17 protein-coding genes are annotated in these 17,814 nt (G+C 43.4%); all 17 read right to left on the bottom strand.

Annotated features, from left to right (window positions below):
* Nucleotides 1–34 precede the first annotated feature (34 nt).
* On the bottom strand, nt 35–1,078 hold the full coding sequence (locus EXA13_RS11175; protein WP_078926493.1) for a rod shape-determining protein: 1,044 nt from the start codon (nt 1,076–1,078) through the stop codon (nt 35–37).
* 211 nt (nt 1,079–1,289) lie between these two features.
* Nucleotides 1,290–4,898, bottom strand: a complete 3,609-nt coding sequence (locus EXA13_RS11170; protein ID WP_238133260.1) for a DUF6701 domain-containing protein — start codon at nt 4,896–4,898, stop codon at nt 1,290–1,292.
* 3 nt (nt 4,899–4,901) lie between these two features.
* The gene (locus EXA13_RS11165; protein WP_238133259.1) at nt 4,902–5,336 is read right to left on the bottom strand and encodes an MSHA biogenesis protein MshP; all 435 of its coding nucleotides are present in this window, start codon (nt 5,334–5,336) and stop codon (nt 4,902–4,904) included.
* Nucleotides 5,326–6,030, bottom strand: coding sequence for a PilW family protein (locus EXA13_RS11160; RefSeq protein WP_238133258.1), 705 nt, complete (start codon nt 6,028–6,030; stop codon nt 5,326–5,328). Before EXA13_RS11160 ends, EXA13_RS11165 begins: the two co-directional genes overlap by 11 nt.
* Nucleotides 6,030–6,593, bottom strand: a complete 564-nt coding sequence (locus EXA13_RS11155; RefSeq protein WP_238133257.1) for a type IV pilus modification PilV family protein — start codon at nt 6,591–6,593, stop codon at nt 6,030–6,032. Before EXA13_RS11155 ends, EXA13_RS11160 begins: the two co-directional genes overlap by 1 nt.
* Nucleotides 6,593–7,096 carry a prepilin-type N-terminal cleavage/methylation domain-containing protein gene (locus EXA13_RS11150; RefSeq protein ID WP_238133256.1) on the bottom strand — a complete coding sequence of 168 codons (504 nt, stop codon included), beginning with the start codon at nt 7,094–7,096 and terminating at the stop codon, nt 6,593–6,595. Before EXA13_RS11150 ends, EXA13_RS11155 begins: the two co-directional genes overlap by 1 nt.
* A 194-nt stretch (nt 7,097–7,290) precedes the next feature.
* A complete protein-coding gene (locus EXA13_RS11145; protein ID WP_238133255.1) occupies nt 7,291–7,773 on the bottom strand; it encodes a type II secretion system protein in 483 nt (160 codons plus the stop codon).
* Nucleotides 7,774–7,808: 35 nt separating this feature from the next.
* Complete coding sequence (locus EXA13_RS11140) at nt 7,809–8,378, bottom strand: prepilin-type N-terminal cleavage/methylation domain-containing protein (protein ID WP_238133254.1); 570 nt, start codon at nt 8,376–8,378, stop codon at nt 7,809–7,811.
* Between the two features lie 59 nt (nt 8,379–8,437).
* Nucleotides 8,438–8,899, bottom strand: a complete 462-nt coding sequence (locus EXA13_RS11135; RefSeq protein ID WP_238133253.1) for a type II secretion system protein — start codon at nt 8,897–8,899, stop codon at nt 8,438–8,440.
* Nucleotides 8,900–8,904: 5 nt separating this feature from the next.
* Nucleotides 8,905–10,125, bottom strand: coding sequence for a type II secretion system F family protein (locus EXA13_RS11130; RefSeq protein ID WP_238133252.1), 1,221 nt, complete (start codon nt 10,123–10,125; stop codon nt 8,905–8,907).
* A gap of 15 nt (nt 10,126–10,140) precedes the next feature.
* Entirely contained in the window at nt 10,141–11,865 is a 1,725-nt protein-coding gene (locus tag EXA13_RS11125) for a GspE/PulE family protein (RefSeq protein ID WP_238133251.1), read from the bottom strand.
* The gene (locus tag EXA13_RS11120) at nt 11,855–12,907 is read right to left on the bottom strand and encodes a tetratricopeptide repeat protein (RefSeq protein WP_238133250.1); all 1,053 of its coding nucleotides are present in this window, start codon (nt 12,905–12,907) and stop codon (nt 11,855–11,857) included. The genes EXA13_RS11125 and EXA13_RS11120 overlap by 11 nt, the downstream gene beginning before the upstream one ends.
* The gene (locus EXA13_RS11115) at nt 12,904–13,749 is read right to left on the bottom strand and encodes an ExeA family protein (protein ID WP_238115834.1); all 846 of its coding nucleotides are present in this window, start codon (nt 13,747–13,749) and stop codon (nt 12,904–12,906) included. Before EXA13_RS11115 ends, EXA13_RS11120 begins: the two co-directional genes overlap by 4 nt.
* A gap of 20 nt (nt 13,750–13,769) precedes the next feature.
* Nucleotides 13,770–15,404, bottom strand: coding sequence for a pilus (MSHA type) biogenesis protein MshL (gene mshL / locus EXA13_RS11110; RefSeq protein ID WP_238133249.1), 1,635 nt, complete (start codon nt 15,402–15,404; stop codon nt 13,770–13,772).
* A gap of 12 nt (nt 15,405–15,416) precedes the next feature.
* On the bottom strand, nt 15,417–15,701 hold the full coding sequence (locus EXA13_RS11105; protein WP_238133366.1) for an MSHA biogenesis protein MshK: 285 nt from the start codon (nt 15,699–15,701) through the stop codon (nt 15,417–15,419).
* 16 nt (nt 15,702–15,717) lie between these two features.
* Nucleotides 15,718–16,368, bottom strand: coding sequence for a type II secretion system protein GspM (gspM, locus tag EXA13_RS11100; protein WP_238133248.1), 651 nt, complete (start codon nt 16,366–16,368; stop codon nt 15,718–15,720).
* The gene (locus EXA13_RS11095) at nt 16,368–17,813 is read right to left on the bottom strand and encodes an MSHA biogenesis protein MshI (protein ID WP_238133247.1); all 1,446 of its coding nucleotides are present in this window, start codon (nt 17,811–17,813) and stop codon (nt 16,368–16,370) included. Before EXA13_RS11095 ends, gspM begins: the two co-directional genes overlap by 1 nt.
* Between the last annotated feature and the right edge of the window lies 1 nt (nt 17,814).

Here is a 17,814-nt window from a genome sequence, read left to right as displayed (position 1 = left end):
GTATTCTGGCACAGTTACCCATACCAGAAAGCCATTATTCGTCGCTAAACAGATCGCCACCATGCATATCGATCATTTCTAAAGCTTTACCACCACCGCGAGCAACACAAGTTAATGGGTCTTCAGCAATCACCACAGGGATCCCTGTTTCTTCAGTCAATAAACGATCAAGTTCTTTCAGTAATGCGCCACCACCGGTCAACACCATGCCATTTTCAGAGATATCCGAAGCAAGCTCTGGTGGGCATTGCTCTAAAGCAACCATCACCGCAGACACAATGCCTGTTAATGGCTCTTGTAAGGCTTCTAAAATTTCATTGGAGTTCAATGTAAAGCTGCGAGGCACCCCTTCAGCAAGGTTACGGCCACGGACTTCAATTTCCAGAACTTCATCGCCCGGGTAAGCGGAACCGATTTCATGTTTGATCTTCTCTGCGGTCGCTTCACCGATCAAACTGCCGTAGTTACGACGAACATAGTTGATGATCGCTTCATCAAAACGGTCACCACCAATACGTACCGAAGAAGAATACACCACGCCATTTAGTGAGATAACCGCTACTTCTGTGGTACCACCACCGATATCGATCACCATCGAACCAGTCGGCTCTGAAACACGCAACCCAGCACCAATGGCAGCGGCCATCGGTTCATCAATCAAATACACTTCACGAGCTCCAGCTCCCAGTGCAGATTCACGAATGGCACGACGCTCAACTTGGGTTGAACCACAAGGTACACACACCAAAACCCGTGGGCTTGGTTTCAGTACACTATTGTCATGCACTTGACGAATAAAGTGCTGAAGCATTTTTTCGGTAACATAAAAATCGGCGATAACGCCGTCTTTCATAGGACGAATAGCAGAAATATTACCCGGTGTACGACCAAGCATTTGCTTCGCCGCATGTCCGACTGCGGCAACCGTTTTACCACCACGGCCTTTATCTTGGCGAATAGCAACAACGGAAGGCTCATCAAGAACAATACCTTGTCCTTTTACGTATATAAGTGTGTTGGCTGTACCTAAATCAATCGATAGGTCATTGGAAAACATGCCACGAAGTTTTTTGAACATGATCTTCGTTCGTCCTGCAAGATGAATAAAATGAAAATTGCACTAAATGTACCAACGCCTTGCAATCACAGCAAGGCGTTGATCCATAAACATGGAGGAAAACCCACAATTTCTAACAGATTTCTAACTTGAGCAGAAAAATAAGGGCTTAGATTGGTCCATTCTAAGCCCTTGTGTGAAAATTCGATAGTCTAATTATGTTAGAAATCAGCTAGTGGCCTGTTAACCCCGGCTCACCACGGAAAATAACCCGATCATTACCACGGAAAATACCAAAAGTAACCACGGTCGAAGGATCTTCATCACCTTTTGCTCGCCAGTTATAACGAAGCCAAGGCTGTTTTAAATATCCAGATGGACACTCAATCGATGTTTCACCTACCTGAGCCGATTTCTGCTGACTGTCATTATTTGTATCATCATCATCAAGGCGCAGCCAGAAACGAACTTGCTCTCGAATATTTTCTGTATCTGAAGAAGGTTCAGCCTTAATCGCTGAACTTTCCCCTTGAACCACTGGCACTAGCCCCACAGCCCCTGAGAGTTTGGATAGGGAAGCGTTATCTGAATAAGACCAAATAATTTGTTTACAGATCAAATTCTCATCCGTAGAAAATGTCGAGCCCTTATCTTGAGTATTGGTCACAAAACGACTCCCTTGCCAAAACTCAACACGAAGCGGGACAGCAATAGGCTCAACGGAAGTACCGCCCACATCCATTAGCCGCATACGTCCATAGCGAATATCTGGCTGAGTTGTAAACTGTTTTGCTGTATTCGAAGCCAAATCCAAGGACGTAAAATCGACATCATCGACTTTATCTGTCACACGCAAACCGAAACCGCTTTGGTAAGGTCCATCGACACTGGTGATATAAGGCGAGGTCGATTGCTGTTTTTTTAAGAACGTAAAATTATTATTGCTGCTGATAGAAAGCTGCGCACCAGACCAAGCTATCAAACCATACTCATTCAACCCATTCCAGGATTGCAGATGGTAGTCCTTAATTCTATCGTTGAGCTCTTCAACTCCGCCGTTCTCTAACTCCTTGACCGCCAGCAATTCGATATTCACAATTAAGGGTTCAGAAAACGCGCTGTAGTTAGCTGTAGCCTTACCCTGCTTATTTTGTGCTTCTACGGTAAAAATGTAAGGAATCGTTTGATTCATATATACAAAACCATCATGGCCATCAGCATATTTCCAGTCATTACTAATTATCTCTAAATGATCTGGATAAAAACGACCAATATTGCGATAACCTTGGTTAACCGTCATACCAAGATAATCCCTCTCAAGATCGGCATTTACCCGTAATACTCCAACCTCATCCCAAGCCAAATTATGAAAAGGCAAATAACTGCTATCTATTCCATCACGGTTAGTCAACTGCAAAGAACCACTTAATTCGCCATTATTGCCATCTTCTGGTTCTGCGACGTTATGAGTTAATAAAACCTTCGCTTCTAGGGAAGCGTCCGTAGCAAAAAAGTTTTGTGTCACGGGTGAGCTACAATAGGCAGACGTTTCGATTTCGCGGTCTCCCACTTGTGGATCGCTGTTATCACCAGAACTGCTCACCCAGCGTAGTGGGCGAATATGTAAATCAAATGGGCTGCCAGCCGAGGCAAACCCCACACTATTTCTATCCTCAATATTGCCATCCATGCTCTTACCATCGGAAGAACAGATCGCAAAAGTCCACGGACGAGAATAGACCGTAAAGCTACCTTGTAGTTTACCTTTACCTTCTATCGGACAATTATATTTAGGGTCGCTACAGTCAAAATTTGCATCCGTCATGGTCACGGTACGAATACCCGACTCTTCCATCACGAGCTTCTGACTATCGGCGGTAACATTGCCAGCATTAAAATTCGGTGAAAATGTCACATTACCTACGCCATTAAGTGGAGCTTGCCACTCGCTGGTCACCATTGGTTGGCCATTATAGGCCATGTCAACCACATCTCCCTCATTACAGGCTAATACTTTGACCGAGACGTCCTGAGGTTTATTGGCAATAACATACTGATCTTCTGCCGCAAATTTATAGGGCACAAAGTGATAAGTTCCGATTGCAGAACTACTGTCTCCCTTTGGATTTAATGTTCCCGTAATGGTGAAGCTTTGACTCACTGAGCTAGAAAGATCAAACCATAATTCACCATTGCCATTCGGAGTATAATTCCCATTACTTCCCGTACCTTTACCAGAAACCAGCGTTAGATTAGCAAACGGAGAAACATTGATTGATCCCGTAAATTCTCCTGTGGGTTTGCCTGCATTATTAACTTGAAACTGTAATAACTGAGTTGAACAAACCAATGAATAATCAACTGAAGGCTGAAGTGTTAATTCATATTCATCTTCCACTTCAGGTTCATCAGCCTCCCAACATTCAGGCCCATCAGTCACTTTTTTCATAGTTAAGCCAGATGCTACCGTTAAAAGATTGGTTGTAATTGAACCTTCCATCACTAGTGAATTAGGAATTTCAATTTCTTTCGCTAATAAATATCCTTTCAACTCTCCATTTGAACGTAATAAAAATTTAGCCTTAGGTCCATAAATAATAGGTAATACATAGTCACTAGAATTTTCTATATATTTAAATTCAAGGGGATTGGATGGAGTAAAACTATCTACAATATTTACTTTTGCATTACTTTCAAATGAAAAAATTGCGCTACCTGCCCCCTCAATACGACCAAAGCTAACAATAGAAAGTTTAGAAAAATAGACTGTTATAGATTTCCCTGAAGCATCATATTTGAAAGTTTCAACTTTCCTATCACCCAAAAACTTTAATATTAGATCTTTATCACCCCATGTAGATAACTCTAATTCTTTCAAATCCTTATAAAGGGTAATAATAACCAAGTCTCCATTTTCTTCATATTTACAAGTAACAGAATTAGCATTGCAGATATTTTTATAGCTTAGAGGCTGCTCCTCACCCTTACTAGTATTGACAATTTTAACACTATTCTGATCTAAAAAATCGATATCCAACGGCGCTGGTGTCTCAGCTTTTCTCTGATTAATGAGTTTATCTTCATTTCCGGGATAACATCCCATTCCATTACAAACAACTGAATTAGGATCTTCATATGCAAAATAGGAGTTACCAACTTGATCAAATCCAACCTTTAATACATTCCATGTTTTATTTGGATCCCATGATTGGCTCATTTGTAAAATATTACGAGGATCATTAACATAGGCATCAGTCCATCCACTAATTGGAGATGGATTTTGAATATTTAAATTACTGGGTGGAAAATCAGCATAATCAGAGCTACCTTCAGTAATCCAACTTTGTATCGGTTGTGGAAAAAATTCACATTGATCAAACGGTGGTGGTTCCTCTGGTTCAACAGATGATTCTTCACAAGTTAAATCATCAACATCCAAACCAGTATTTGAATAAACACTTAACTGACCACTAGCAATTTCTTTCTTTTGTTGCTCAATAAAAACCCAGTTATCATTTGCTGACGACTGTCGTTTTAAATAATATTTAAGAATATTATTATTACCATCATTAATTATTCTTACTTGATAATGAATATCTTTAATTAGTCCTTGCTCATTAAATATATAATCACTATCTTTTTGTTCTTTTTCGGTGTACCAAAGTGTTTGCCAACGCTTATTGCCTTTTTTAATATAAACTTCCTGTAAATTCCCTGGAGAACCAATAACATCAAATTGGATCGTAAAATATTTTTGCCCTTTCAGATCACATTGTTCAGCCAATACACTTTGACTAATAAAAAGTAAAAAAGAAAACGCAATTAACCAATATTTCTTCATTTTTTACTCCTTAACCACGATATCTTGCACACGTTCAACTTGATATTGCTCACTGCCACAGATCACTCGACTTTCCAATTTATACAGTTTTTGATTATTTAACTCGCCTAAAAATTGGCATTGGCCTGTCCCTCGACAGCCTTCATATTGATTAATTAGCGCCTCAGTACCAGCAATAGACGCCACTCCACCGATTTCCGATGGACATAATGAACTAAATGCACTAGAGCGTGACAATGGATAAACAAAAGTTAATGCCAGCTCATTAGATGAGTGAGCCGCAAACCAAGCTTTGGTCCCGAGCAAGTCTCGTGACAATGCATCATGGTTTGACCATTCAAGGCGTGTTAAAGCGGAAGCGAGAAACCCCATCACCACTAAGACAAAAATGGCGACAATGTACAGATTACCCGCCTGCTTTTGGATTTTAGGGAACATTTAATACCTGCGCATCTTGTTCAAAATGGCTTGATTCGCCATTTTGGCTAAACGTCAAAGCGAGATGGACGATACCACCACGCTGTAAAGTCGGTTGATCGTAATCAAAGGCCGCACTCTCGATATTATCCGTAACTTTGACATATTCCCCATTGGCTTGTTGACGAGAAACCGTGGTGCCTTGCTTACAATAAGTCACTTTATCTTGATAAATATAAAATCGATTGGCGACAGATTGGCTATCTAACGGGCGGTTCAGGGTTAATGTTGTACTGCTACCGGCTAAGCTTGGAATTGCACGATTAGCCCCCGTTAAATCATCCTGAGAACTCGGGTTTATCACCATATTTAGCCCAGAAAAATTGATGTTGGACTCTTTACTATTGCCCACTAAAAATTCTAGCTTTTTATCATCTGCATCATCTAAAGCGTAATATCCCGAATAGACAATGGGAAAGAAAGAAAGGCAATTGCCTCCACTTTCTAATGAAATACTATTAGGGACGGCATGACGGATCTCCCGGGTGATTTTTTCCAATACGAACTTGGCTTGGGTTTGTAAACGCTGCCGATTAACCGTATCCACATAGCCCTTACTGCCTAATTCCACAAAGCCGGCAATAGCCAAAACTAAGATGGATCCCACAATCATGGTTAATACCATTTCGATTAAGGTAAAGCCCTTTTTTTTCATCAATAATTCCCCCGATAAGCGACAAGGGGAAAACGGCCATATCGACCCACATCAATATCCAGTTGAATACGCTTCAGGTTTGTCGGTGTGCTTGAAGGCTGAAAATCGCTATCGACATAATCAACCGCCACAAACACCGTAAAGTGCGTGTAATTCGCGGCAATATCCGCACCAAGGATGTTCACCAGTGAATCAACCGGAGTCATTCCTTGGCAAGACTGAGGCGTATCGCCATACCAACAACCGATATAGTCATCCACATCATTAAAGGTATCCGGTGAAGTTTCATCACCCTCTCGCCCTAAGGAATCACTACAAAGAACGTCTACGTCTTCTCCGCAACGTTTCTTTCCACCATCAAAATCACTGTTGTGATCAAAGCCACGCGCCAAAATTTGGCTCAATAAGCTCTGCCCTAAATGCGCCGCTCGAGTTTGATAATGAGGAGTGGCGGAACGCTCGATCTGTGGGTATAAAAAGCTAATTAAAGTCACCATCGCTATAGCAATAATCACCATGGCGACAATACTTTCAATCAAGGTAAAGCCTTGCTGGCGAGACATTAACACTCTCCTTGTTTGGCAATATAGCCTTGGGCATTAATACACACCCCAGCGCGACTGGATGGAGAAGTAATGGTGATAATAACATCACCGAGCGGTTGATTACTTTCGCTCACCGGGTTACCCAATAAATCAAAAAAAACGGTCTCATTGCTGAAGGAAGGAGAAAGAGAAAATGTTAAATTTTCTTCACGAAGTACATCGCTACGACGAGTATCCTGATCAGCCGAAAGTTGGCAGGCCGCGACTGAGCCCAAGCAAGATTGACTGACCATTAAACGATAATGACCATTTTCCGCTGGGCTTGATAAATTAGATTGCATTCGATTGACTTGAATTTGCCGAATAATAGAGATGGCTTGCTCTTGGGCGACATAAGCAGAAAGCGAATCTTTCCCTAGATAACGGCTGGCGGCATAAGCAGAAATAATCGATATCAGCAGAATAACAACGATCAGCTCCACTAAGGTAAAACCCGATACTTTATTGGTTATTTTACGCATGGCTGTCTCGTGTGTTGAATAAATTTAATAATATACTGGAATCACTGCACTTGGGGGCTTTCACTCCTCAAACCAGATAATCCCTACATTGACTTTATGCCTTGTTCGAAAAATATCGTTCGTATTTATAAAACCACCACCCCTACGTTGATAGAGGTGGTGAGAAAAATAGTTAACGGTTAGCCATTAACACATTAGCATGCATTATCTTTTAGGATTTCTATCGCTGGCTGAGCACCAGAAGTAGCCTCTGTATATGTCAGATAGCAATTTGTCTTTTTAATTTCAGCTACATCGCCCTCGATAGCTGAATTTTTAAAGGTTACCACCAATGACTTAGTTGCCGAATCTTCCGCTACGGTCCAATCCGACATCTCAGCCATAGCAGCAACAATGCCTGTAGAGGTCGCTGCTGGATAACCATATACAACGTCAACCTTATCGCCACTGTCTACCGTAATGGAATCAGACTCTTTTTTCTCAATACCTTTAATCGCCGCTTTACCATAAGTAATACCTGCCGCACCTTTCATAGCACCTTGTAAACCTTTAAGAGACGCTTCACGAGCATCTCCTTGTAGGTTTAAAAAGCGCGGCGCTGCGGTGACCGCCAAAATACCTAAAATTACAATCACGACCACTAATTCGATTAGGGTGAAACCGCCTTGTCTTTTCATCGTTACTCTCTCTTTAATATCAAAAATCCATCGGATTAATTTAAGGTGACCGTGACACGGCCAGTTTTTAGTTCATAAACAAATTGATGTGCACTATTTCCTTCTTGCTGGATATAAGTGCAGGTCCAATCTGAGCCATTCGCTTGAGCGGTATAGCGCAGGTTATCATTACTGTCCCCCCCAGCGGCAGCCACTTGTGGCGGGTTTTGCAGTAAATTTTCCATTAAATCAACACACTGTTGATCCGTAATACTGGTAGGGAAACTGCCACCATTATTCAGAGCGACTGGGTAACCATCACGAAACCCCGTTTCAGCACCACTACTATCTTTTGAATGTGTGAGCCAAAATTCCACTCCGTCATAGTCAACCGTGTTGTATTTTTGCCCCCCTTCTGACACCGATGGGCGAGCTTTAGCTTCCCATTGAGCGCGAGCAGACAAAACACCGGTTGCAAAACCACCGGCTACCCCTTCAATACTGGCTTTTTTTGCTTCATCCGCAACATCAAGAAAACGAGGTAATGCTGCTACGGCAAGCAAGCCAACAACAACAATAACGATCACTAACTCGACCAAGGAGAAACCCGATTGTTTTTTACTCATTACTCACCTACTTTTTGGGGATATTATAAGGCGTTCCCTACCAATAACGTTCATCATCCCTACAAATTATCATCTGTTCTCACATCTGAGACAACTGATGTAAACCTATTGTTTTGTAAAATAATTATTACCGATTGCTCTTCACTATAATTTAGCTGACAACGATAACCCTCAGGTATTTTTTGCTCTTCAATTCCTAACGGTTGGTTAAGAATCGTTTGCTCAGGATATAACCAGTTTAAAACCTGAGGGCAGCGCTTACCATCCACTGGGTTGGGTAATACCCAGCCAAAATCAGAAAAAGTCACCTCTTGCCCCTGCCATAACAACCGCTGAGGCTGACCTTGCAATAGCCACTGCTGTTTATAGTCATTCGCACGTTCAACAATTTCACGATTAGCAAGCTCTAGTGCTGTTCGCTCTAACTCTTTTTGTATTGGAGGCCAAGCGCGCAACAAATAGACTAACAGTATGCCGATAACCACCAGCCAAACCATTAATCGAGCTCGCTTGATCATCATTCATTCTACCCTTTGATGGCATCAAGCATGCCCCACATGGGTAAGAAGATGCCCAATGCTAAGATCAGAACCATCCCCGCGACGATCACCAACAAAATAGGCTCAATCCGCGCGGTTAGCGTTTTGAGATCATAGTCAACTTCACGGTCATAAAAATCCGCGACCTCAAGTAATAACTCATCAATTCGCCCGGTCTCCTCACCCACAGCGATCATTTGAATCACTAAGGGAGTAAAAACATCCGCATTCATCGCCGTGACTGATACGCTGCTACCTGCCTCAATCTCACCTTTCATTTTCAATAAGCGAGACTCTAAAAATTTATTTTCTAGCGCTTCCGCTGAAAGCGCCAAAGACTGGTTCAAAGGCACGCCAGACTTAAGCATAAGAGAAAACGTACGAGAAAAACGTGCTAACTGAGCCCGATTCACAATGCCACCAACAATAGGCATTCTTAACCGAAATTTATCCCATTTTTCTCTGCCCTTCGGTGTTCCTAACCAAGATCGAAAAGCAAAGATCCCCCCCACAATAGCTCCGATAATCGCCATCCAATAATTGACAAAAAAGTTCGACATGCCAATCAAGATCCGTGTGGGCAAGGGAAGCTCAACACCGAACCGATTAAACATCGTGGCAAATTGTGGGATCACTTTAATGTTTAAGATAAACATCGCAATACCAATAAAGCTGATCACAAAAGTAGGATAACGCATCGCGGTTTTAATTCGCTTACGAGTTTCCACCTCTTGTTCATAGTAGTTCGCCAGTTGCATTAAAGCCTGATCTAAGCGACCCGTATTTTCACCAACATTGATCATCGACACAAAAAGTGGACTAAAGACCTGAGGATGCATCTGCATTGATGCAGATAATCCACGCCCATTAGTGAGCTCACTAGCCACTTCTTCCAATGCTTGTTGCAACTGTTTATTGGTGCAGTTTTGAGTCAGCCCTCGCATTGAGCGTAATAAGGGTACGCCCGCTTTGGTTAAGCTGTACATCTGGCGACAGAAAATCACTAACACTTCCAGCGGTACCGCTGGCGCGAACCAAGACTTCCAATCCATTTGAGGGGCATTGCCAGATTTTTTAGCTACGATAGACGTCGGAATAACCCCTTGGCTCAATAAGGTTTCCGCTGCCATTTCTTCACTAGGTGCGTCAACACTTCCTGATGCTTTACTGCCATCAGGGTTTCGGCCTAGGTATTGATAGCTTGGCATATTCTTTCCTATTACCTACAAGTAAATGGGTTGGGCTGCGCCGGACGCGTCCCCTTCACCAAGTGCCATCACTTCATCCAAACTCACCACCCCTTGCAGTGCCAGTTCCATCGCAGAAGCCAACAACGGTTTGTAATTCTTTGACGAACGTGCAGCATGAGCAAAACCTAACGTATCATTCGCCCGTAGAGAATCCATCATAGATTGCTCAAGTTCTAGCATTTCAAACACACCAATTCGACCTCGGTATCCGGTCAGGTTACAGCTCTGGCAACCTCGACCATGGACAAACTGCCCTGAAACTTGATTGGGGAAACGTACTGCCAGCCATTGTTGACGAGCATCGTCGAGTACATCATCGGTTTTACAATCTGGGCAAACTTTACGAATTAAGCGCTGAGCGATCACCGCTCTCACCGCACTTGCAACTAAGTAGCCGGGGGCGCCCATATCAATCAAACGCAGAGCACTATCAACCGCATCATTGGTGTGCAATGTGCTGAGCACTAAGTGCCCCGTTAATGCTGCACGCAAGCCAATTTCAGCCGTCTCTTGATCGCGCATCTCCCCCACCAGAATAATATCTGGGTCTTGACGCAAGAATGTCCGCAACAAAGTTGAGAAATCGAGGCCAATTTTCGGGTTAACCTGTACTTGGTTTAAACGTGAGATCCGATATTCAACCGGATCTTCTGCGGTAATAATTTTCTTACCCGCTTCATTTAATTCTGAAAGAGCACCATACAGTGTCGTGGTTTTACCCGACCCCGTTGGGCCTGTGACCAAAATCATGCCATGTGGGCGTTTAAGCTGTCGTCTCAGCCGTTGCAGTAAATCATCAGGAATGCCGGACTCTTCTAATTTACGAATACCACTGGTCTGGTTCAGTAAACGCATCACCACAGATTCGCCATACTGTACAGGCATCGTGGACAGACGAATATCGACCGATTGGCCTTTTGCCCTTACGTTAAAGCGTCCATCTTGTGGCAAACGTTTTTCAGAAATATCCAAATTTGCCATCAACTTCAAACGTAAAACTAATGCTGATGCAATGTTAACCTCATTGAGCAAGGTTTCATGCAATACCCCATCAATACGCTGACGAAGACGCAGGAGGTTGGCATCTGGCTCAATATGAATATCCGAGGCACCGACTTGAATGGCGTCTTCAAACAAGGAGTTAATCAGCTTAACGACCGTTACATCATCGGATTCATCACCCGCAATACTGTAGTCAAACGCTTCCGTCTCTTGGTGCTCAGCTTGCAGTTGCTCTGCAAACGATGCTATCTCTTTGGTTCGACGATAATAACGATCAAAAGCATCAACCAGTTGTTTCTCTGGTGCAATAACATATTCAAACTGATAGTTAGGCAATTGAGTCAGTAAAGATTCTTGCGCGAAAAGATCCGCAGGATCACTCATCACAATCCGCAGCATGTCTCCGTTGCGCCCAATCACTAATGCGCGCAAACGACGAGCATGAACTTCAGGCAACAGCTGTACAGCATCAATATCAATGTGGGCGCGGTTCAAATCAATCAAAGGCAGTGATAGCTGCTGAGATAAGAAGGCTAACATTTGCTGTTCAGTCAAAAAGCCCAATTCGATCAGTGTGCTGCCTAATTTACTTCCCGTCTGCTTTTGGGCAACCAGTGCTTGCTCAACTTGTTGCTCAGTGATGATGCCTTCTTCAACGAGAAGGTCACCAAGCCGTTTTCTTAACTTAATTTGCACCTTGGCTCTCCTCTTGACGTGTTAGTAATTGCAGACGCTCACGGATAAACGCATGAGATTGAGCAGATAAACCCACTTTCGTTAAGGCTTCTTGATAAGATGCTTTCGCGTCGTCATACATTAACGCTCGTTCTTGTTGAATAGCCAGCCCAAGCCACCAACGACCATTATTGACCTCTTTCTCTGTCAATAATTGATAACTTTCCAAGGCAATATCATTAAATTTATTTTTTTGAGCCAATGCAGCACGCAAAGAAAGGTATTCAACCGAAACCGCATCAGGAACGTAATCCAACGGTGATAATGCCGCTTCATTCTGGCCTTCTTTTACTAATAATTTCGCTAATGCAATACGCAGCGTTTCGCCATCATGATTCAACTCAACGCCTCGCTGTAGTAATTCAAATGCCTTTCTAACATCGCCTTTCCCATAATAAAGGGCCGCTAATTTTTGTCGAACTTGCTCATTTTGTGGGGTGTAGCGCAGCGCTTCGCTATAAGCGCTCACGGCACTGTTAAAGTCATTACTGTCTAACGCTTTATTGGCTCGTGATACAGCCTTACTTGACAGTTCTTGAGGCGTAAGTTCTACGTGTTCAACCACCATAGCTTTCGCCGGCTGAGTGGGCGCTGAAGAAGCAGACGTTGATGTTAATGTGACAGGTTTTGATGCCGGAACTGGAGCGGCAACCGAGGCTAATTGAACCTCAGGTGACGACGCGGGCGTGGCTAATTCGTCGACGACAGGTGCCAAGCGATAGACCGCCACTTCTGGCGTCTGAATATTTTGGGTCGGTGAATAAAACGCATTAGACATCGTTGGCGATGCCAGCGGGGAATCCACCACAACGTTAGGCATCACATCACTGGCTTGCTGAGACACAGCCCACCCACCCACGGCTAAGCTAAGGCCAAAACCACCAACCACCCAGACCCATGCAGGACGAGATTTAACGGCGGCCACATTGGCTCTTTCAATATGATCGAGTGTTTTGCCCTGTTTTGAAACTAATTGTGACAGTGCTTGATTCATGACACTCATTGATTGCTCCATCCCCATAAAAGAGGCAGTTTAAATTTAGGTTTACAGGTATCAAACGTATCGTGAATGGCATGATATAAATGCGCGTTTGATACTTCGTGCTGCTGAGCATAAAACGCAAGCAGCAAAGCCTTATGGCAGATTTGATTTAATAAGCGAGGAATGCCTTTACTGGCTCGCCATATCGCTTTTTTTTGTTGATGACTAAACAGAGCCTTTTCGACCCCAGATTTACGTAATCGGTTATCGATATAGGCCAACGCTTCTGAAACCGATAATGGTCTGAGTTGGGCGCTAAACGTAATACGTTGGCGAAGCTGCCTTAACTGATGCTGTGCTAGACGTTCATCTAATTCAGGCTGCCCAAGCAACACCATTTGCAATAACTTACTCTGCTCAGTTTCCAAATTGCCAAATAGGCGTAATGTTTCCAATGCATCGTCCGATAATGCTTGTGCTTCATCCACGATGGCAACCACTCGCTTTCCTTGAAAATGCCACTCCATTAATCGAGACTGAATAGCCTCAATCAACTGAGTTTCCGCCACCGAAGATAAATTGAGCTCCGTTGCGACCGCTCGCCGCAGTTCCATGCCCGACAACGCGGGATTTGGCAGATAAATCCACTGAATGTCGTCATCTAAATGAGTCAGTAACATGCGACACACCATGGTTTTCCCCGTTCCCACTTCACCGGTCACCTTAATAATGCCCTCTCCCATCGCAAGCGCAGCACTCACCGTTTGAATGGCTTCATAGTGTGGTGCTAACCCTAAAAAGAGAGCGGTATCCGGTGTTAAATGAAAGGGAAACTGCTCGAAACCATAGTGTGCTAGGTACATAACTGTTTTAATTTCACACCTTATTCAGAGTCAGGAAACCACTCTTGCATGAGATCTCGTGAACGTTCTAACTCTTTTTGCCACGTATTCACACCAACCACTGTCGGTTTAAGCAAAATCACCAACTCCGTTTTTTCCGTTAGCTCAGTCGTGTTACGGAAAAGGTGCCCTAAAACCGGAATATCCCCCAAGAATGGGACTTTGGAGACTCGGTTATTGGTGTTAGTTTTCATTAATCCACCAATCACCACCACATCTCCATCTTGTGCTCGAATCACTGAGTCAGACTCACGAATGGAACTCCGTGCCAGCGGTAAGGTATATAGCTCAGCACCAAACTGTATCTCCTTGGTTTGCTGCTCAACCTCAATAACCGAAGGATGAACATGCAATAAGACATTCCCTTTATCATCAATTTGTGGTGTTACATCCAAAGAAATACCTGAGAAAAATGGAGTCAGCTCAACATCAGGAGACGCATTGGAATTGTCGCCATTCCCTACCACACTGGTTAAATCCGTCACATAATATTCATCGGTACCAACCTTGATGACTGCTTTTTGGTTATTTGCCGCTGTAACCCGAGGGCTAGACAGTACATTCAAGTCCCCTTGTGTGGCCATAAAGTTCAATACGGACTCAAAACTCCCATCTGAAATCGTAATATTGGTTTGCCCACCTAGCAGTGAACCAATGGAGTCTAACCCCGGTAAGCTTGAGGTTCCCGCTCGATTTAAGATTACTTTTCCATTGCTTATCGACATATTGGACCAATTGATCCCCTGTTGATAACCGTCCGTTAACGTTACTTCTAATATTTTAGCCTCTAGAATTACCTGACGTTGCATACGTTGCTGTGAAACATCAAGAAATTGGCGAACTTCACGAATTTCATCAGGATACGCCCGAAGCGTAAGAATACCGGCTTGAGGTGTGACCACCACACTCTGCCCAGCACCGGAACCTATCAGGTTCGTCACAGCGCTCTCTAACTGTGGCCAAAAATCACTCTCATTTACCGTTTCAATCTCGGTTCCTCCCCGAGTCGAAGAGGCATTGTTTGAACTGCTAGAATTACTCGAGTTACTCGAATTACTACGATTAGAAGAGGACGACGAATTGCTCGAACGGTTATCTGTATTGGTGATCGTGCCTGTCGTGATCGACGTTAATGAACGCCCACTACGCTTAAATTGTAGATAATCCACGGGAATAGAAACCGTACGTAGGCCAGATGGGTAGACTTGAATCACCTTACCGATCTTTTCAACTTCGTAGCCATACAAGTCACGAACCACATTCAAGGCTTCATCTAAAGTGACATTCGATAAATTGACGGTAATACGCCCTTCAACCGCAGGATGAATCGCCACACTAAATTCGCTATTTTTCACTAAACTGGCGAAGAAGGCCTTTGCTTCCACACCATTCGCTTGGATTCGAAAACGCTGAACATTTTGCTGTGAAGCTTGAGTTTGCTCGTTCAGATCAGGCATAAGATCCGCTTCTACCGATTCAGGAAGTTCTTCCAGAGATCGGCTATTGGCTTCATTGATCGACTGATTGAGCGATTCTTTTATTTCAACCGGATCTCGATGCCCCATTGAACAGCCCACCAAAGCGGTCACTACGACACCGATAACAATTTTACGCATAACTCTCATACCTTAATTTTTGATGTCTAGTGAGAACAGCTGAAGTTCCCAACTTTGTTTTCCACGTATCAAAGTAACGTCCGATTCGGTTACTTGGGACACTCGATAGCCTTGAATGGTTGATCCGACCGACACAACTTGATCATTTAATATTGCGTAGCATTGTTGCTGACACACGATACTTTGTAACTGAGGCAATGGAGCCTGACGTACCTTCGTTGTTGAAGGGGTGCGCCATCCTAACGGAGCAGTCGGATCTTGTGTTGCCAAAGCAGAATGGCTAAGCAGAAGTAACATTGTTAGTAGCGTTGTTTTACCCACCAATAAACTCCTTACGCGAACCCAGGGTATACACTTCCAAGACCAATTGGGCTTGTGGGTATTTCACCACCTGATACTGAAAACGTCGCCAGTAATAGTTAACGGGTAAGTTTTCCAATGCAGCTAAATAATCCCGAATTGCAAAGTAATTACCTGTCAGCTCAATTCTGACAGGGTGAACAAAATACGAGCTGGCATTGGCATCATCATCTTGCGGATTAATTGGCTCTGCTGGTAATGATGTCAAGCTAACCAATTTTAGTTTGTTACTTTTATCTAATACGTCTTGTAATACTTGCGCCATCTGTGACGGTGACACTAAGGTTTCCATCACTTCATCAAGCTGAGCAGTAAGCTGCTGATTCTGCGCTTTCAATTGATCCAACTCGATATCAATTTCTGCGTCCGGATTTTTACTCAATTCATGCTGCAGTTGCTGCACCGCCATTTGCATGCTTTGATTGGATGATTGCAAATTTGAAAGCTTATTGGATTGCAGTTGATGGCTCACCAGTAAAGGATCGATCAGCGCAATCTGTAATGACATAACCATCACCACAAAACCGCACCCGCCTATCAGCCACTTTTCACGCGGCGAGCGCTGATTAAACACTTGATTTAATTCATTCCAACGCTGTTTCATCACTTCGCCTCTTGTTCTGTTTTCAACTCAAAGGTCACGATATCATTTTCATCACGTCCAATGATTAACCGTTCAAAACTGCGCCCCACTAAATGTAACTCTTGTTGGAATTGTTCAATCCAATAAGGGATCACTTTCGCTTCACGAGCCAACCCTTGAATATCAAACCGCTGAGGATCAATATCGATCTGCGTTAGCGAAATATCTCTACGTGCTAGTTTTGCCAGCGCTTCCATCACGCCGGAATAACCTTCACGTTGAGCATGATCAAACTGATTGATCGAATTTAATGAGGCCTGTTGAGCGGCAATTTCTTTTTTCATTCTCGCGGCAGCGGCCACTTTATGTGAGGATGGAAGATGTCGAGCTTTTTGCTCTTTTAACGCACTCAGTTGCGAAGAAAGTGCCGTAGACTGCTGCTCAGCTAATTTGACCTGTTCTTCCAGTTTCATCACTTGATACTGGTACACAGCGGCCACCGCCAACATAAGCACCATCACACCCACCAGAACCGAACTTACGGTCGCTAGAGAAAAGTAATCTTTCTTTGGCTTCAAATGGCTTTGGTAAAAATTTAAAGCATCAATCGGTACAAACTGAGCATAGTGAGCCAGCACAATCCCCGATAAAGGTTGAGGCTCTTCTTCTGCCAGTGTGCTGACCTTAACATTCAAGCGCTCATTTAGCGCTGCAACAAGTTCGGCATGATCTTCACCATCACAGCACACTTTGAGTTGATGAAGCGCCATCCCTTTTAACTGTGAAGACAAGTAATCAATCGAGCGCTGTAACTCCAACGCTAAACTATCAAACTGTAAACCCGCACTAGCGACACCCGTAATAGGTGCAACCACGCCTCGCAACGTTCGTTGAAAATAACAACGCTGCTCAACAAAGGCATCAAATTTAAAGCTTCCGGCATTATTACGCTGTAGTAATAAAAACTGGGTTAACGGTGCCGAGCTATTCGCCCAAACTTCTTGTTCTGGTAAAACGCGCCCTAATTGACAACCCAAATTTTGCAGTAATTCAGCTATCTCTAAAATGACTTTCTTAGTAATAACATACGCTTGAACTTTATTATTACCACTGAGTGGATAAGCGTCTGCGACCACCTCGGCTGGCTTCTCATTAATCAAATCTTTCAATAAGAAAGGCAGAGCCGATGGCCACTCTTCACGTGCAATAAGCGGCTTATCAATCTGGTAGCTTTGATAAAGCTGAGAATGCAAAACAAGATCAATCACTGCCCCTTTCACATTGGCAGTTTTCAAAGCATTAATCAGAGCCTGCGACCAGTTAACATCAGCAAGAGGGTAACGTTCAGGCAAAGCCAAAGCGTCAGCTGATGAAAAATAAATAGCATCAGGTTGAATGACAGCAAAGAGCGAGTGACCTTGCTCTTTTTTGCCGATCATTTTTTTTATCAGTGCATCAATTTTCATT

It is taken from the genome of Vibrio cincinnatiensis (genome assembly GCF_022113815.1).
GTDB lineage: Bacteria > Pseudomonadota > Gammaproteobacteria > Enterobacterales > Vibrionaceae > Vibrio > Vibrio cincinnatiensis_A.
Note: the sequence above shows the minus strand (reverse complement) of the source record. Positions and strands in the feature narration are given on the sequence as shown.

Excerpts from the sequence above, each read along its gene's own strand:
- EXA13_RS11175 (WP_078926493.1), bottom strand. The coding sequence starts at position 1,078 with ATGTTCAAAAAACTTCGTGGCATGTTTTCCAATGACCTATCGATTGAT.
- EXA13_RS11170 (WP_238133260.1), bottom strand. The coding sequence starts at position 4,898 with ATGAAGAAATATTGGTTAATTGCGTTTTCTTTTTTACTTTTTATTAGT.
- EXA13_RS11165 (WP_238133259.1), bottom strand. The coding sequence starts at position 5,336 with ATGTTCCCTAAAATCCAAAAGCAGGCGGGTAATCTGTACATTGTCGCC.
- EXA13_RS11160 (WP_238133258.1), bottom strand. The coding sequence starts at position 6,030 with ATGAAAAAAAAGGGCTTTACCTTAATCGAAATGGTATTAACCATGATT.
- EXA13_RS11155 (WP_238133257.1), bottom strand. The coding sequence starts at position 6,593 with ATGTCTCGCCAGCAAGGCTTTACCTTGATTGAAAGTATTGTCGCCATG.
- EXA13_RS11150 (WP_238133256.1), bottom strand. The coding sequence starts at position 7,096 with ATGCGTAAAATAACCAATAAAGTATCGGGTTTTACCTTAGTGGAGCTG.
- EXA13_RS11145 (WP_238133255.1), bottom strand. The coding sequence starts at position 7,773 with ATGAAAAGACAAGGCGGTTTCACCCTAATCGAATTAGTGGTCGTGATT.
- EXA13_RS11140 (WP_238133254.1), bottom strand. The coding sequence starts at position 8,378 with ATGAGTAAAAAACAATCGGGTTTCTCCTTGGTCGAGTTAGTGATCGTT.
- EXA13_RS11135 (WP_238133253.1), bottom strand. The coding sequence starts at position 8,899 with ATGATGATCAAGCGAGCTCGATTAATGGTTTGGCTGGTGGTTATCGGC.
- EXA13_RS11130 (WP_238133252.1), bottom strand. The coding sequence starts at position 10,125 with ATGCCAAGCTATCAATACCTAGGCCGAAACCCTGATGGCAGTAAAGCA.
- EXA13_RS11120 (WP_238133250.1), bottom strand. The coding sequence starts at position 12,907 with ATGAGTGTCATGAATCAAGCACTGTCACAATTAGTTTCAAAACAGGGC.
- EXA13_RS11115 (WP_238115834.1), bottom strand. The coding sequence starts at position 13,749 with ATGTACCTAGCACACTATGGTTTCGAGCAGTTTCCCTTTCATTTAACA.
- mshL (WP_238133249.1), bottom strand. The coding sequence starts at position 15,404 with ATGCGTAAAATTGTTATCGGTGTCGTAGTGACCGCTTTGGTGGGCTGT.
- EXA13_RS11105 (WP_238133366.1), bottom strand. The coding sequence starts at position 15,701 with ATGTTACTTCTGCTTAGCCATTCTGCTTTGGCAACACAAGATCCGACT.
- gspM (WP_238133248.1), bottom strand. The coding sequence starts at position 16,368 with ATGAAACAGCGTTGGAATGAATTAAATCAAGTGTTTAATCAGCGCTCG.
- EXA13_RS11095 (WP_238133247.1), bottom strand. The coding sequence starts at position 17,813 with ATGAAAATTGATGCACTGATAAAAAAAATGATCGGCAAAAAAGAGCAA.